Raw genomic sequence first — 13,426 nt, 5'->3', positions numbered from 1 at the left:
AACCCGCGCTGCAAGACGTTCACCGCCGCGTTCGCATCTCGATCACACTCGAACCCACAACTCGGACACGAGTGTTCCCTGACCCAGATGGATTTCGCGGTCTCGACACCACACGTCGCACACTCTTTCGTCGTTCCCGCTGCGTCGACGTGCACGACGTGTGTCCCGTACAGCTCACCCTTGTATTCGAGTACGGTGATGAACTGTCGCCACGCCGCAGCCTGCTTGTTGCGAGCGTTGTGCGACTGCTCCAACCTCCCCTTCACGTCTAAGTCTTCGACGAACACGGCGTCGTACTCACGGACGAGCCACGTCGTCAACTTGTGCTGGTAGTCCAGGACTTTCTGCCGAATGTGGCGCTTGACCGTCGCCACTTCCTGGCGTTGCTTCTCGTAATTGTTTGACCCGTGTTCTTTCCGTGAGAGTTTACGTTGTTCACGGCACAGACGCTCGTATTCGTCTTCGAGGTCGATCCAGTCTACACTCGTCCCGTCCGACGTGTGGATGTAGTTGAGGATGCCGAGGTCAATACCGACGCTAGTGTCTACATTGAGCGAGTCCACGTCAGGTTTCTCGGGCAGGTCAGCCTCGTCGGTTTCCAGCCCGAAAGAGATGAACCAGTCGCCGGTCGTCTCCTTTTTCACTGTGACTTCTTTGATAGCTGCTTCGTCGGGGATCTCGCGGTGATAGCGGATTTTGACACCCCCGATTTTGGAGAGCCAGAGCGTCGCGCGTCGACCACTCGTGTTTTTGAGTTCGAAGCCAGACTGCGAATACGTCATGCTCTGGAACTCCCTCGGAGACGTCCAGTTGAGCTTCCCGACCGTGCGTCCGTGTTGTTTCTGCTCGGAGAGTCCGGTGAGGTTCTGGTAGAACCGAGTGACGGGTCGTTGCAGTGCTTTGGAGTTAACTTCCGAGAAGACGGGGAACTCGTCTTTCCAGTCGGGGAGGCGGGAGTGGTGCTTGTACGCAGAGCCGATGTTATCGGCATCCGCGTTTTCGTATTCGTACAGGGTGTAGTTGTACGCTTGGCGATGGATGTCGATGTGATGTTCCAGTACAGCCGCTACCTCTTGTGTCGGGTAGGCGTGATAGCGGTGACTGTACACCATCGTTGTCTATTGATTAGACATATGTTGATTTAATGGTTTGTATTGGTGTGCGGCGATTCATCTCCTCCCTACTCGCTCCCGTTGGTCGCTCCTTGAGGAAGGGGCATTCTCGCCTCAATTCTGGTAATCCGGTTGGATAGCTGAGATAGGAGCAACGATTTCTCCCATCTACGACGGATTGCGGTACCTATACAATCGAGGTTCGTCATAGCAGTGGTATGCGCGGCGATCTGAACGGACTGATCGAGGGGACGCTCGCTCGCTGGAGCGGCCTCGATACCGACTGGCAGGGCGTTCTCGTCGGCGCCAGTATCGTCGCCCTGATCGGGCTGTTCGGCGTCGATGTTCCATGATAGCGGACACGCTCGAAGCGGTTCCCGGATTCGTCGCCCTCTGTCTCGGTGCGCTCGTAGCTCGCGGACTGTCGGGGGTCGTCGGGATCAACGAACTGCTGCTCGCGATCGGACTCGGGGTCCTCCTGACGAACACCGTCGGGGTTCCCGACCGGCTTCGCCCCGGCACGGCGACCCACAGCGTCTGGCTCGCCGCGGGGATCGTCCTCCTGGGCGCGTCGCTGACGATCGAGTCGATCCTCGAAACCGGCAGCACCGTCCTCCTCTTGTTGCTCGGGGCGGTGCTCGTCACCATTCTCACCGTCGAGGCGATCGCCCGAAACGTGGCCGGCCTCCCCGAGCGGTTCGGATCGTTGCTCGCCGCGGGAGCCGGGATCTGTGGCGTCTCCGCGGTCGTCGCCGTCGGCGGTGCAGTCCGCGCTCGTGAGACGCAGATCGCGTACGCCGCGGGTGTCGTCCTGCTCGTGGACGCGATCACGATCGTCGTCTACCCGATCGTCGGCTCGTTGCTCGATCTCCCCGCGAACGTCTTCGGCGTCTGGGCCGGCGTGAGCATGCTCTCGACCGGCCCGGTCGTCGCCGTGGGATTCGCCCACTCGGAGGTCGCCGGCCAGTGGGCGACGATGACGAAACTCGCGCGAAACGCCCTGATCGGCGTCGTCGCGCTCGGCTATGCGGGCTACTACGCGCGCCGCGAAGCCGAGGGGTCGGTCTCTCCACGGATGCTCTGGTCGAACTTCCCGAAGTTCGTCCTCGGCTTTCTCGCGCTCGTCGCGCTCGCGAGCGTCGGCGCGTTCTCGGCGGAGCAGCAGGCGTCGATCTCGAACGCCGTCGACTGGCTGTTCTTGCTCGCGTTCGTCGGCCTCGGCACGGAGATCCGACTGGGAGACCTCAGACGAACGGGGATACGCCCGGCGCTCGTCGTGTTCGCGACGGTCCTGATCGTGAGCGCGCTGTCGCTGTCGGTCGCGCTCGCGGTGTTATAGAACAAAGCGGACGACGCTCAAAGGAACTCCCGAACCTCGGAGTACCACATATCGTGGTGGTCGACGGCGTCGATCCGCGTGGCGATCTTCACGGCGATGACGTGCCAACACAGCTGGGTCGGGTCCTCGGGATCGAGGTTGTACTGGCTGTCCTCGCAGTCGCAGCCCTCACCCTCGACGACGTACTCCTCGGAGTGCCCGACGACGACGGTGAAGTCCCGATACCCCTTCACGCGCCGCTCGCCGACGGCCTCGATGGCCGTCACGCCGCGGTCGTCGTGGGTAGCGATGATTCGATCGGCGGCCTCACTCGTCAGCTCGCCCGCCGACTCGAGGAGCCGTTCCCACTGCTCGACTGCACTCACGATATCCCCTTCCGGAGCGGGCGGCAAAACAGGTTCGGTCGTGCGGTCACGGGCGGACCGCCGTGTCGAATCGCCAACCACCCCCGGAAACGACCACCCACATTTATAAACCTTAAATACGTGCTTTAAGTCGAGTCATGAAGGATCCCAAGGAGACCATCAATATCGAGAACGTCGTCGCCTCGACGGGCATCGGTCAGGAACTCGACCTACAGAGCGTGGCCATGGACCTCGAAGGCGCGGACTACGACCCCGAGCAGTTCCCCGGACTGGTCTATCGGACCCAGAACCCGAAATCCGCGGCGCTCATCTTCCGCTCCGGAAAGATCGTCTGTACCGGCGCGAAATCCACCGATGACGTACACGAGTCACTTCAGATCGTCTTCGATAAGCTCCGCGATCTCGAGATTCAGGTCGACGAGGACCCCGAGATCGTCGTACAGAACATCGTCACGAGCGCCGACCTCGGCCGCAATCTCAACCTCAACGCCATCGCGATCGGCCTCGGCCTCGAGAACATCGAGTACGAACCCGAGCAGTTCCCTGGCCTCGTCTACCGACTCGACGACCCCGACGTCGTCGCCCTGCTCTTCGGCTCCGGCAAACTCGTCATCACCGGCGGCAAAGAACCCGACGACGCGCGAAAGGCGGTCGACAAGATCGTCTCCAGACTCGAGGAACTCGGCCTGCTCGAGAGCTAACGACGACGTTCTTTCTCTCCGTCTTTTTCAGAAATCGCGAGCGACGACTGGCACAGCCCCCACTCTTAACCTCGAGTAGTACATTGTTGACACATGGCAATCGCTCGGCACGATCGGGGGACGCGGGCGGATCTGCGAGCGCTGGGGTCGCAGATCCATCCGGTGTTCATGCTGCCGCCGCTGGCCGCCTCGTGGTTCGGCGCGGCCGTCGCCGGCGAGTTCACGCTCGGCGTCGGGGCCCTCCACATGGCCGCGATGTTCTTCGCCGTGTACACCGCACACGTCAAGGACGGCTACGTGGACTTCTATGCTCGCGGCGAGGACGACGACCACCCGATGACGGTCCGGGGGTGTCGGGTCGCGCTCGTCGCCGCCGCCGTCGGGTTCGCCGCCTGTACGCTCGCGCTCGGAGCGCTCGTGGGCCCCGGTGGAGCGCTCGTCACGCTTCCGACGTGGGTCATCGGCTACCTGCACGCCCCACAGCTCGACACGAACCCGCTCACCACGACGCTCGGCTATCCGACGGGTATCGCGCTCGCCATCCTCGGCGGGTTTTACGTCCAGACGACCACGGTCAGCGCGACGATACTCGGATTTAGTCTCGTGTTTCTCGTGACGCTCGCCGGCGTGAAGATCATCGACGACGAGAAGGACTACGACTACGACCGCTCGATCGACAAACGGACCGTCTCCGTGGCTTTGGGACGCATACGGGCGCGAAGGCTGGCGACGTACCTGCTGTTTGCCGGGATCGTCGGCGTCCTCTGGGGAACCGTGAGCGGATTGTTCCCACCGTTTTCACCGGTCGGCGCGCTCGCTTTCGGATCGATCGTCCTCGTCGCACGGCGATCCGACCCGACGCTCGCGACGATGTTGTTGATCCGCGGGGCGTACGTCTTCCTGGCGCTCCTGCTCGCAGCGGTCTGGTTTCGGCCGCTATCCGGGGTAGCGCTCGTGGATATCACTGTGTTGGGCCCTTACACATACCTCGCCACGGAGATCGTCTTCGGCGCGGTCGCGTTCGGGTTGCTCGTCTACGCGAACGCGCTCCGCAGCGCGGTCCGAACGATCGTCGTACTCTATCCGATCGCGTACCTGTGGGATTGGTATACGCTGGAAGTCGGCGTCTTCGAGATCGTGATGCGTACCGGCTACGAGCTGTTCGGGATTCCGGTCGAAGAGCACCTGTTCATGATCGTCGTCCCGGCGCTCGTGGTCGGCATCCACGAGACGCTCGAAAAACACGCCCGATCGTCGGCATCGGGGACGGGGTCGCGAACCCAATAGCGCGACGTCACTGGACGATCAGGGGACCAGCCGCTCGATCTCGGTCACGAGGATGTCCGTCGCCCCGGCGGCTTTGAGGTGGGGGATCACCTCGAAGACCTCGCGCTCGTCGACGACGACGTGGACGGCGACCCCGGTTCCGCCGGCGATGTCCATCACCGTCGGGCCGCCCATCCCCGGGATCTGTTCTTTCACGTCGTCGAGGGCGTCGTGGGGGACGTTCATCATCACGTATCGTTTGCCATCGGCGTCGAGGACCGACCGGAACGCCGTCTGTATGTGTGCGATCTTCGGGTCGTCGGCGACCGCCGGATCGGCGAACAGCCGGACCGACGATTCGAGCACTTCGTCGACGATCGAGAGCCGGTTCATCCGCAGCGTCGTCCCGGTCGAGGTGATGTCGACGATCGCGTCCGCGATGTCGACGTGCGGCGTCAGTTCCGTGGCACCCGACACCTCGACGATCTCCGGAGAGACGCCGATCTCCTCGAAATAGTTGCGGGTGATTCTCGGAAACTCGGTGGCGACGGTGCCGCCCGAGAGCTCCTCGGGCGAGGTGACACCGCCGTCCTCCGGGGAGGCGAGAACGAGTCGACAGGCGCCGAACTTGAGGTCGAGGAGATCGACGAGGTCGGCGTCGGACTCATTGGCCTGATCGAGACCGGTGATTCCGAGCGCCGCCGCTCCGTCACTGACGTATTCGGGGATGTCGGCCGCGCGGGCGAAGAGCACTGACACGTCGGGATCGACGGTGTCCGCGTAGAGCTTCCGGTCGGCACCGTCCTGTACGTGGAGGCCGGCGCGTTCGAGCAGTTTCAGCGCCGGATCGTGGAGACGCCCCTTGTTGGGCACGGCGATGCGCATACAACCGTTTGCGGGCGACGGGTCTTTTCGTTATCGGAGCCGCCGTGGCGCCTACCACGCCTTGCAATCCACGCAGACGAGTCGGTCACCGTCGCGCCAGCGGCGTTCGACGGTGTCACCGCAGTCGGCGCAGACGGAACCGTCGGCCGACCACGCGTACGTCGAGACCGCCGGATCTATCGAGCCCGTCGAGGTGCTCTCGTCGGCCTCGGTCGCCTCCTCGTCATCGCCCACAGCCGTGACGCCGTCGTCACCCGTGGCCGCGTTCTCACCCTCGGGTTCGTCCTCGACCTCGCTGTCGACCTCGCACCCGTCCTCACTCTCGTTCTCGCCCCCGCTTTTGTCTCTGCCTCCGTCGAGAAAATCGTCTATCGAGGCGTCTTTCATACCACCACGTGGCGGCCGATTCACTTGAACGGTGAGGACGAGACGGAGGCCGGCGAACGAGACGGATACACACAAGTAGGTCCGGTTCAACGGGACGATATGGTCGAAATCGAGAGCGGAATTCGGGAGAATACGGTCGGGGCGATCGAGCAGTTCGCCGAGATCGCGAGCGTCGACCCGCTCGTGGCCGCTATGTTGCTCAGTGGTGCGATCATCACGGGAGTATCAGTGACCGTCTTCGGCGTCGCGACGCTCGGCGCGATCGGCGCAGCGATCAAGGGCGGTCTGACCGGCTCCGAAGAGCCGAACCAGCCAGCCTGACCGCCTCGTCGAGATCCGGTCCCAGCGGCGATCCGGCGACGAAACTGTCGGCGTACCGCATGACACCGTCGATGCGTTCGGTCACTTCTTCGGGCGTTCCCGCGATACAGAACGCGTCGATCATCTCGTCGGTCACCGCACCGAACGCGTCCGTGAACTCGCCCGCCGAGATGTGCGTCCCGATCGTTTCGGCGCGCTCGCGGTCGATCCCGTGGCGATCCAACACGGGCGGGGCCGCCCCGGCGGCGATGAACGCGACGGGCGGGCGAGCGGCCTCCCTCGCGGCGTCGCCGCCGGAAGCGACCGAAACCGACGCGTAGGCGGCGAAATCGAACGCGCCGCGTTCGTCTGGACGCTCGTCGAGGCCCGCCTCGACCTGTTCGGCAGCCCACGCGAAATCGCGGGGATGTGAACCGTTCAACAGGACGCCGTCGGCGTGTTTCGCGGCCATCCGGATCATGTGCGGCCCCTGCGCGCCGACGTAGATCGGGATCGACCCCCCGACGTCGAAGTTGAGCCCGGCGTCGTGGGCCCGAAACGTGCCATCGTGATCGACGCGATCGCCCGCGAACAGCTCCTCGGCCACTTTGAACGCTTCTAACACACGGCGGAGCGGGCGGTCGTGGTCGTAGCCGAGGTTTTCGAGCGTCGATCGGTCACCCGCGCCGATACCGAAGACGGCGCGGCCGTCCGAGGCTTCCTGCAGCGTCGCGACGCGCGAGGCCAGCGTCACCGGGTGCGTCTCGTAGGGATTCGCGACGCCCGGCCCGACGCGGATCGTCTCGGTCCGTTCGGCGATGCGATCCAGCGCGAGGAAGGTGTCGCGGTTGTTGTAGTGCGACGAGCAGAAGGCGGTGTCGAAGCCGTTGGCCTCGGCGCGCTCGCCGAGGTCGGCGATGCGGCTGACGGGGTGTTCGGGGGTGAGTTCGATACCGATCATGCCTCGAACTCCCACTGGCGAAGCGCCTCCCGGACGATGTCGTCCTCTTCGCGACGGAAGAGTTCGTCGCTGCCGGCGTGGTCGCCGAACGCCCAGTCGCGAACGACGACGGCGGGCGTGCCGTCGTTCCCCTCGCCCGCGACGAGGTTCGCCGCGCCGGCGAGTTCGTCGACGACCGACTGGACGGTCACGCCCAGTTCGCGGCCGTCGCGGTCCGACTCGCCGCGCCAATCGCGAGACGCGGGCATCCCGGCCCAGCCGACGGCGACGCCGCGCTGGCCGTATCGGAAGGGTCGCCCCGACGTGTCCGTCACGACGACCGGAACACCGAGCGCCTCCGAGAGACGTTCCGCCGACGCACTCGGGGCCTCCGGCAACAGGAGGAGGTCCGCATCGGGTACGTTCGAGCGGTCGATCCCCGCGTTGACCGTGATGTGTCCAAAGCGCGTCACCGCGAGCAAAAATGGCGCGTCGATGAGCAGTTCTTCGCTCTCTTCGAGCACCGCCTGTGCGAACCGCGGGTCCTTCGACTCGCCGGTGAGCGATTCGAGCCGTTCGGCGATCGATTCGGCGCGTTCCGACGGCGGGAACGCCGAGAGGTCGGCCTTCCGCCCCTCGGCCTTCGAGACGACGGTGCTGGCGAGACAGAGCACGTCGCCCGCCTCGAAGTCGGACCGATCGTCGATGAGCGCCGCGAGGTCGTCACCCGCGTGAATCTCCGGCAGTCCCGAAACCGCGAACGTCTTCATATCGCCGTGGAGGGGTCGAGCGAGTAAAAAAGCGCGCGATACCGGAGATGCGATGCTTCGTCTGCGAGAGGCAGCCGATCGCCGCTGAGAGCGAGAACCGACGAACAATTACCCCCGCGGCGACGACGGGCGGGTATGACCGAGTATTTCGAGGTGCACGACCGCGACGGTGCCGCCCGTCGCGGGGAAGTGCGGCTCGCCGATCCGCTCTCGACGCCGGCGCTCGCCGACGCGATCCTCGCGGACGCGGGCAGTCGCTGGCACGAGGAGCCGCCCGAACCGGCGGGCGACGAGGCGGTACTGACGATCCTCACCCACCGAGCGCTGCCACCGGGCACCGAAGCGCCGGTCGAGGAAGCCTTCGCCGTCGAGTACTCCGACGTGGAGTTCCCGAGCGCCGCCGTCGTCTCACCGGGGACGGCGGCCGATTACGGCGCGGACGCGTACGTGCTGTCGAACGCCGGCGGCTACGCGGGCCACGCCGAAGCGTTCGTCGACGCCGTGCTCGCCGTTCGCGAGGCCGTCCCGGACGACACCGCGCTGTACGTTCCCGGCGCCGCGACGCCCGCGAACGTGGCGACGCTCGCGTACGCGGGCTGTGATCTCTTCGACGAGAAGCGCGTCAGAGCACGCGGGCTGGAGGGATTTTATCTCACGGGCGATGGCGAGGCGTTCCTCGAGGATCTCGACGAGTTGCCGTGTCCGTGTCCGGCCTGCCAGCGCTCGGTCGACGCGTTTGACCGCGGCGACTGCGCCGATCACAACGCGAACGCCCTCCGCGCAGAAATCGCCCGGGTTCGCCGCCGGATCGCCGACGGCCGGCTCCGCGATTACGTCGAGGGACAGGCCCGCCACGAGGCGTGGCTGACGGCGAGCTTCCGGCTACTCGATCAGCAGTACGGCTACGTCGAGGAGCGAACGCCCGTCTTTCGGCGCAACGAGCTGTTGGCGGCGACCGACGATTCGCTCCGGCGACCCGAAATCCAGCGGTTCGCCGATCGAGTGACGAGCCGGTATCGCCGCCGCCTCGACGCGCCGCTCGTGTTGGTGCCGTGCTCGGCGCGAAAACCCTACAGCGAGTCCCAGAGCCACGAGCAGTTCAGCCGCGCCATCGGCTACCGGGGGCACATCGTCTCGATCACCTCGCCGATCGGCGTCGTCCCGAACGAACTCGAAACGACGTATCCGGCCCAACATTACGACAGCGTCGTGACCGGCGAGTGGACGGCAACCGAGATCGAGTTCGTCGCCGCCATCCTGGAGCGATATCTCGAACGCGCCGACTACGATCGGCACATCGCGCACGTCCCCGGCGCAGGCTATCGTGAGATCTGCGAGCGCGTCGAGACGTCGCTCGGCATCGAGTTCGAGTACACCGTCGCTGACCACCCGACGACCGACGAGTCGCTCGCGGCGCTCGATGCCTCACTCGACGGCGAGTCGAGCTACTACAAGAGCGAACGCGAAGCGGCGACGGTGCGAGCGATCGCGGACTTCCAGTTCGGCGACGGAGCGGGCGATACCGTGTTCGGCACCGACGTGACGACGGAGGGGATCTACCCGAAACTCCGGGTTCGCAACGCCGACGGCGAACACCTGGCAACGATGGTCCCCCAGTACGGCACCCTCTCGTTGACACCCGCGGGGGCGCGGGCGTGGATCGACAGCGACGCCCCGACGAAACGTGTCGAGATCGACGGGTTCGTCCCGAGCGGGAGCGTCCTCGCGCCGGGCGTCGTCGACGCCGACGGGGCGATCCGGCCGGGCGACGAGGTCGTCTTCGAGGGGCCGAAGGCGTTCGGCGTCGGCCGGGCCGCGAGTCACGGCCGATCGATGGTCGAATCGACCCGCGGGATCGCGGTGGACGTTCGTCACTGCGAAGAGAAATAGCGGGAGCTGTTCAGCCCAACACTGAGGTGAACGCCAGCGACCTCACGCGTATGCCGGCGACCACCGTCGAGGCGAAACGCGAGTACGGAGCCGGAACGTGAGTACGATTCGAACCGATTCACCGCACACCAGATATTTCCGAGAGAGCGATCGGGAACCGTCTGTGTGTACTTCGAACCGGATAAGTTCATTCCGGTGTACGCGCCCGACAGCGAGTCACGATCGCCGCCGGAAACGGTTACGGCGTCGTCCGTGACAGCGACGGGAAACATGAGGTATCCCCGGGCTCCGTTGTCATGGCTCCGGTCGCTCGAGGTCGGGGGGTTCGTGCCGGCGAGGACCGCCTCAAGGCCGTGCTCGTGACCGCACCGACCCCGACGGGGGCCGAACACGAACCGGTGCGTCTCGGCATCGAAAACGGCGCGTTCGATCCGACACGCTGACCCACTCGGCGGGGCGAAAACCGGGGCACCAGTCGGAGTTGGGCCGAGTAGTCGCGTTCTGATCCGCGTCCCCGCCCATCTTTTTATCCGTGGCACACTACCTCCGCGTATGGACGAGATCCAACTCGGCGTTCCAAAGCCGCTCCTCGATTCGCTCCCCGAGGAAGGCTCGAACGCCCAACAGGACATGCAGCGCGCCGTCGAAGGATACAACGCGCGCGTCAGCGCCGCCATCGAGACGGCCGACGACGAGGGCGACGCGGCCGCTCGGATCCTCGACATCATCGAGCACTTCGAGGACCGAGTCGAGCGCTTTCACGCGTTCGTTCCCGAACTCCGGGCGTGGGGACAGTCGCCGATCTTCGCCATCGCGTGGCGGAATCTCTACGCGGATCTGATAGAGCAACTCTACGAGCATGAGTGGCTCGCCGCACAGCTCGACCGAGAACGCAACGCCCGTCTCGTCGAGGACGGAATCAGGCTCTCGGACCTATGAGCGGCGAGAGCGACGACGCGGTTCGGCTCGAACTGCGATTTTTCGCCACGTTCAGAGCCGCGGTCGGACAGAAGGTACTCGAGCGGGGGTTCGACGCCGGCACGACCGTCGGCGAGGTGCTCGCGGCGATCGAATCGGAGTTCCCCGAGGTCGCGGGCGACATCCTCGACGACGAGGGGGCGATCAAACCCCAACTGAGCGTCCTGAAGAACGGCCGGGAAGTGATCCACATCGACGGCACCGAGACCGTCATGGAGGACGGTGACACGCTGAGCGTCTTCCCGCCGGTTGCGGGAGGGTAGATGATGGAGGAAACCCGCGAGTTCCGCGGCATCTCGAAACGACTCGCCGCGCAGTACCTCGAAACGCTCGGCGGTGAACGCGTCGACGAGGCCGGCGACCGGATCGAGGGGGATGGGTGGAGCGCTGTGCTCTCCGAAAAGAAGGTGAACCCGGTCGCCTCGATCACGCTCAACGAGGTCCGACTCCACTTCGAAGGCGACGAATCGACGCTCAGACCGCTCATCGAGCGGTTCGCACAGAAGGCCATGCGAGCCGGCGGATGACCCGGACGGGCGGACCCCTGGACGGCAATGCGATCGTGCTCGCGGCCGCGAAGGCGTCGGTGTCGGGTGAGCGGTTGCCCGAACTCGTTGAGCAAGCCCAGGCGACGCTCGGCCCCCGCCGCGAGGAGTACGCGCGACGCTACGAGTGCGTCCACGGGGACGAGACACAGGAGGTGTTTTTCGTCGAGGAGGGCCACTGGGCCGAACTGGGTGAGGAACTCGGACTGACTCGTCGCGAGTGGGCGGCGCTACGGCGCGTCCACGCCGAGCACCTCAAACAGCTCGGCGGCGACCTCGATCGTCGCGAGGAGTTCGAGACCGCACTAGACGTGCGCGAAGTCGTCGTGATCGGGGGAACGTCTCCCTGAAGTGACCTGCGAGGACTGCTGACTCACCTCGATAAGTTAGCTGAATCGAGGCGGTAAGCCCCCTTCCTCGACGAGCGACCGAAGTAGGCGAGTGGGGGAACGTAGTTCACTCGGTTGTCCAGCTCGATTTCACGTTCGCAAACGTGCAGCGCATCGAAGACGACGGCCACTACCAGGGAGAGATCACACCGATCGGTCCTGGACCCGATTACGAGCAACCACACGACCGTGACCAGTTCCCGACTGCCGACGGAACGAGGTCGCAAACGCCCGAGTCCCGCTCTGTTGAAAACAACGGATGTGCAGAACTTTTCGGCCGAGGTTATTTCCGAACACGGAGCACCCCTTAGATCGACGAATCTATTCGATCTCTCGTTCTCGATCGCTGCCGCTCAAACTCCGAAACCCTGTAACACCCCTCGTTGGAGCGTGATTCGGCAACATAGTATTCGGAGTATCGGTCTTCAGCCGCAGGCGGATCTCAACTGTTGCGTGGGAGTATATCTCACCAGCCCGAACTGAAACGTCGATTCGCCTCGTCGTCCGACCGGAGTGCGTCGCAATAGGCCTTAGAGCGGTTCGGGCACCGAAAGCCACGCGGCGGACGGCTATCTCTCTGCGAGGAGAGAACCCCGCCGTTCACCCCGGGAGGGATGTCACTGCGACGTCGCAAGTCGATGTAGCCACTCACCGATACGCGCTCAGATCGCGCTCGAAGACGAAGTCCGGCTCTTCGGACGCGTCGATTCGGGCGTAGGCGGCGTCGGAAACGTGCCGCGGCGTCTCCGAAATGAGTAGCCGGGCGCGATCGGCACCGACGCTCGCCGCATCCCGACTGATGGCTGCCGCGAGCGATCGGAGCGACTCGACGTCGTCCCACGCGCCGACGCCGTACTCAGCCCAGCGGTGGGTTTCGCCGTCGTCCTCGCGCTCGAACGTCCGGGTCCGGTAGCTCATGCCGCGCGATCGCTCGTCGTCGCGGACGGCAAACGCCATTTCGGCGACATTTAGCCGATCGGGCGTCAGTTCGGCGAGCGCCCACGATTCCTCCAGATCCAGCCCCAGCCCGCTCAGCTCGCAGAATGCGTCGCTGCCGCGAAACGCACTCCACGCGAGAGCGGGATCGGTTTCGACCGCGAGTCCGGGGCTCGCGTCGGCGTCCGGCGTCGGTTCGAGCCAGCGAAACGCCGTCAGTGGCTCGAACCCGAGCGCCCGCGATTGGCCCATCCCGGCCGCGTTCCACGAGAACACCATGTTGCGACAGACCGTCGCGCCCCGATCAGCCGCCCACTCGAAGACCGCCTCGGTGAGCCGTCGACCGATATCCCGTCCCCGAGCGTCGGGAGCGACGCGCATGCCGAGTGCCCACGCCTCGTGCGCCGAGAGCAACACCCCTTGACAGATCCCGACCGGCTGGTCGTCGATCGTCGCGACGAGGGTCCGTTGGGTCGGCCCGTCAGTGTCGATCCAGCGGTCGAACGCGTCGGGAACGTAGTCGCCGCCGAGTCGGTCCCACGTGTCCGTCGTGAAGGCGACGACTGCCTTGCGGTCGTCGCGGCGAGCCCGACGAATCCCCACGTCCGGGTCGGTGGCCATCG

18 protein-coding genes are annotated in these 13,426 nt (G+C 65.1%); 11 read left to right on the top strand and 7 right to left on the bottom strand.

Going from position 1 to position 13,426, the window contains the following annotated elements:
• Positions 1-1,112 (bottom strand): RNA-guided endonuclease InsQ/TnpB family protein (locus R6U53_RS01365; protein WP_410320581.1); only part of this gene is annotated, 1,112 nt, incomplete at its 3' end.
• A 218-nt stretch (positions 1,113-1,330) separates the two neighbouring features.
• Between R6U53_RS01365 and R6U53_RS01360 the strand changes: the two genes are divergently transcribed.
• Positions 1,331-1,465, top strand: coding sequence for a hypothetical protein (locus tag R6U53_RS01360; RefSeq protein ID WP_410320580.1), 135 nt, complete (start codon positions 1,331-1,333; stop codon positions 1,463-1,465).
• Positions 1,462-2,451: a YeiH family protein gene (locus R6U53_RS01355; RefSeq protein WP_410320579.1), complete on the top strand. Its 990-nt coding sequence runs from the start codon at positions 1,462-1,464 to the stop codon at positions 2,449-2,451. Before R6U53_RS01360 ends, R6U53_RS01355 begins: the two co-directional genes overlap by 4 nt.
• Before the next feature lie 17 nt (positions 2,452-2,468).
• Here R6U53_RS01355 and R6U53_RS01350 read toward each other — a convergent pair whose 3' ends face one another.
• The gene (locus R6U53_RS01350) at positions 2,469-2,816 is read right to left on the bottom strand and encodes a hypothetical protein (RefSeq protein ID WP_410320578.1); all 348 of its coding nucleotides are present in this window, start codon (positions 2,814-2,816) and stop codon (positions 2,469-2,471) included.
• A 137-nt stretch (positions 2,817-2,953) separates the two neighbouring features.
• Here R6U53_RS01350 and R6U53_RS01345 point away from each other — a divergent pair, with 137 nt between their 5' ends.
• The gene (locus R6U53_RS01345) at positions 2,954-3,517 is read left to right on the top strand and encodes a TATA-box-binding protein (RefSeq protein WP_410320577.1); all 564 of its coding nucleotides are present in this window, start codon (positions 2,954-2,956) and stop codon (positions 3,515-3,517) included.
• A gap of 93 nt (positions 3,518-3,610) precedes the next feature.
• Positions 3,611-4,804: a lycopene cyclase gene (locus R6U53_RS01340; protein WP_410320576.1), complete on the top strand. Its 1,194-nt coding sequence runs from the start codon at positions 3,611-3,613 to the stop codon at positions 4,802-4,804.
• A gap of 18 nt (positions 4,805-4,822) precedes the next feature.
• Here R6U53_RS01340 and hisG read toward each other — a convergent pair whose 3' ends face one another.
• Complete coding sequence (hisG, locus tag R6U53_RS01335; protein ID WP_410320575.1) at positions 4,823-5,668, bottom strand: ATP phosphoribosyltransferase; 846 nt, start codon at positions 5,666-5,668, stop codon at positions 4,823-4,825.
• A 51-nt stretch (positions 5,669-5,719) separates the two neighbouring features.
• Positions 5,720-6,055 carry a hypothetical protein gene (locus R6U53_RS01330; RefSeq protein ID WP_410320574.1) on the bottom strand — a complete coding sequence of 112 codons (336 nt, stop codon included), beginning with the start codon at positions 6,053-6,055 and terminating at the stop codon, positions 5,720-5,722.
• A 24-nt stretch (positions 6,056-6,079) separates the two neighbouring features.
• Between R6U53_RS01330 and R6U53_RS01325 the strand changes: the two genes are divergently transcribed.
• On the top strand, positions 6,080-6,376 hold the full coding sequence (locus R6U53_RS01325) for a hypothetical protein (protein WP_410320573.1): 297 nt from the start codon (positions 6,080-6,082) through the stop codon (positions 6,374-6,376).
• On the opposite strand, the gene R6U53_RS01320 is transcribed toward R6U53_RS01325, so the two are convergent.
• On the bottom strand, positions 6,330-7,316 hold the full coding sequence (locus R6U53_RS01320; RefSeq protein WP_410320572.1) for a 5,10-methylenetetrahydromethanopterin reductase: 987 nt from the start codon (positions 7,314-7,316) through the stop codon (positions 6,330-6,332). The two genes, R6U53_RS01325 and R6U53_RS01320, sit on opposite strands and share 47 nt — an antisense overlap.
• On the bottom strand, positions 7,313-8,065 hold the full coding sequence (locus tag R6U53_RS01315; protein WP_410320571.1) for a coenzyme F420-0:L-glutamate ligase: 753 nt from the start codon (positions 8,063-8,065) through the stop codon (positions 7,313-7,315). The genes R6U53_RS01320 and R6U53_RS01315 overlap by 4 nt, the downstream gene beginning before the upstream one ends.
• 135 nt (positions 8,066-8,200) lie before the next feature.
• On the opposite strand from R6U53_RS01315, the gene arcS reads away from it, so the two are divergent.
• The 6 genes from arcS to R6U53_RS01285 all read left to right on the top strand — a co-directional run bounded on the left by arcS (position 8,201) and on the right by R6U53_RS01285 (position 11,828).
• On the top strand, positions 8,201-9,955 hold the full coding sequence (arcS, locus tag R6U53_RS01310; RefSeq protein ID WP_410320570.1) for an archaeosine synthase subunit alpha: 1,755 nt from the start codon (positions 8,201-8,203) through the stop codon (positions 9,953-9,955).
• 296 nt (positions 9,956-10,251) lie between these two features.
• Entirely contained in the window at positions 10,252-10,398 is a 147-nt protein-coding gene (locus R6U53_RS01305; protein WP_410320569.1) for a hypothetical protein, read from the top strand.
• A 109-nt stretch (positions 10,399-10,507) separates the two neighbouring features.
• Positions 10,508-10,894 (top strand): hypothetical protein, encoded by a 387-nt coding sequence (locus R6U53_RS01300; RefSeq protein ID WP_410320568.1) that lies wholly within the window; start codon positions 10,508-10,510, stop codon positions 10,892-10,894.
• Entirely contained in the window at positions 10,891-11,196 is a 306-nt protein-coding gene (locus R6U53_RS01295; protein WP_410320567.1) for a ubiquitin-like small modifier protein 1, read from the top strand. The genes R6U53_RS01300 and R6U53_RS01295 overlap by 4 nt, the downstream gene beginning before the upstream one ends.
• A 3-nt stretch (positions 11,197-11,199) precedes the next feature.
• Positions 11,200-11,460 carry a hypothetical protein gene (locus R6U53_RS01290; protein WP_410320584.1) on the top strand — a complete coding sequence of 87 codons (261 nt, stop codon included), beginning with the start codon at positions 11,200-11,202 and terminating at the stop codon, positions 11,458-11,460.
• Entirely contained in the window at positions 11,457-11,828 is a 372-nt protein-coding gene (locus R6U53_RS01285) for a hypothetical protein (RefSeq protein ID WP_410320566.1), read from the top strand. The genes R6U53_RS01290 and R6U53_RS01285 overlap by 4 nt, the downstream gene beginning before the upstream one ends.
• Positions 11,829-12,515: 687 nt before the next feature.
• On the opposite strand, the gene R6U53_RS01280 is transcribed toward R6U53_RS01285, so the two are convergent.
• Positions 12,516-13,424, bottom strand: coding sequence for an N-acetyltransferase family protein (locus R6U53_RS01280; RefSeq protein WP_410320565.1), 909 nt, complete (start codon positions 13,422-13,424; stop codon positions 12,516-12,518).
• Positions 13,425-13,426 lie beyond the last annotated feature (2 nt).

The organism is Natronomonas sp. (assembly GCF_046483325.1).
Lineage (GTDB): Archaea > Halobacteriota > Halobacteria > Halobacteriales > Haloarculaceae > Natronomonas.
Note: the sequence above shows the minus strand (reverse complement) of the source record. Positions and strands in the feature narration are given on the sequence as shown.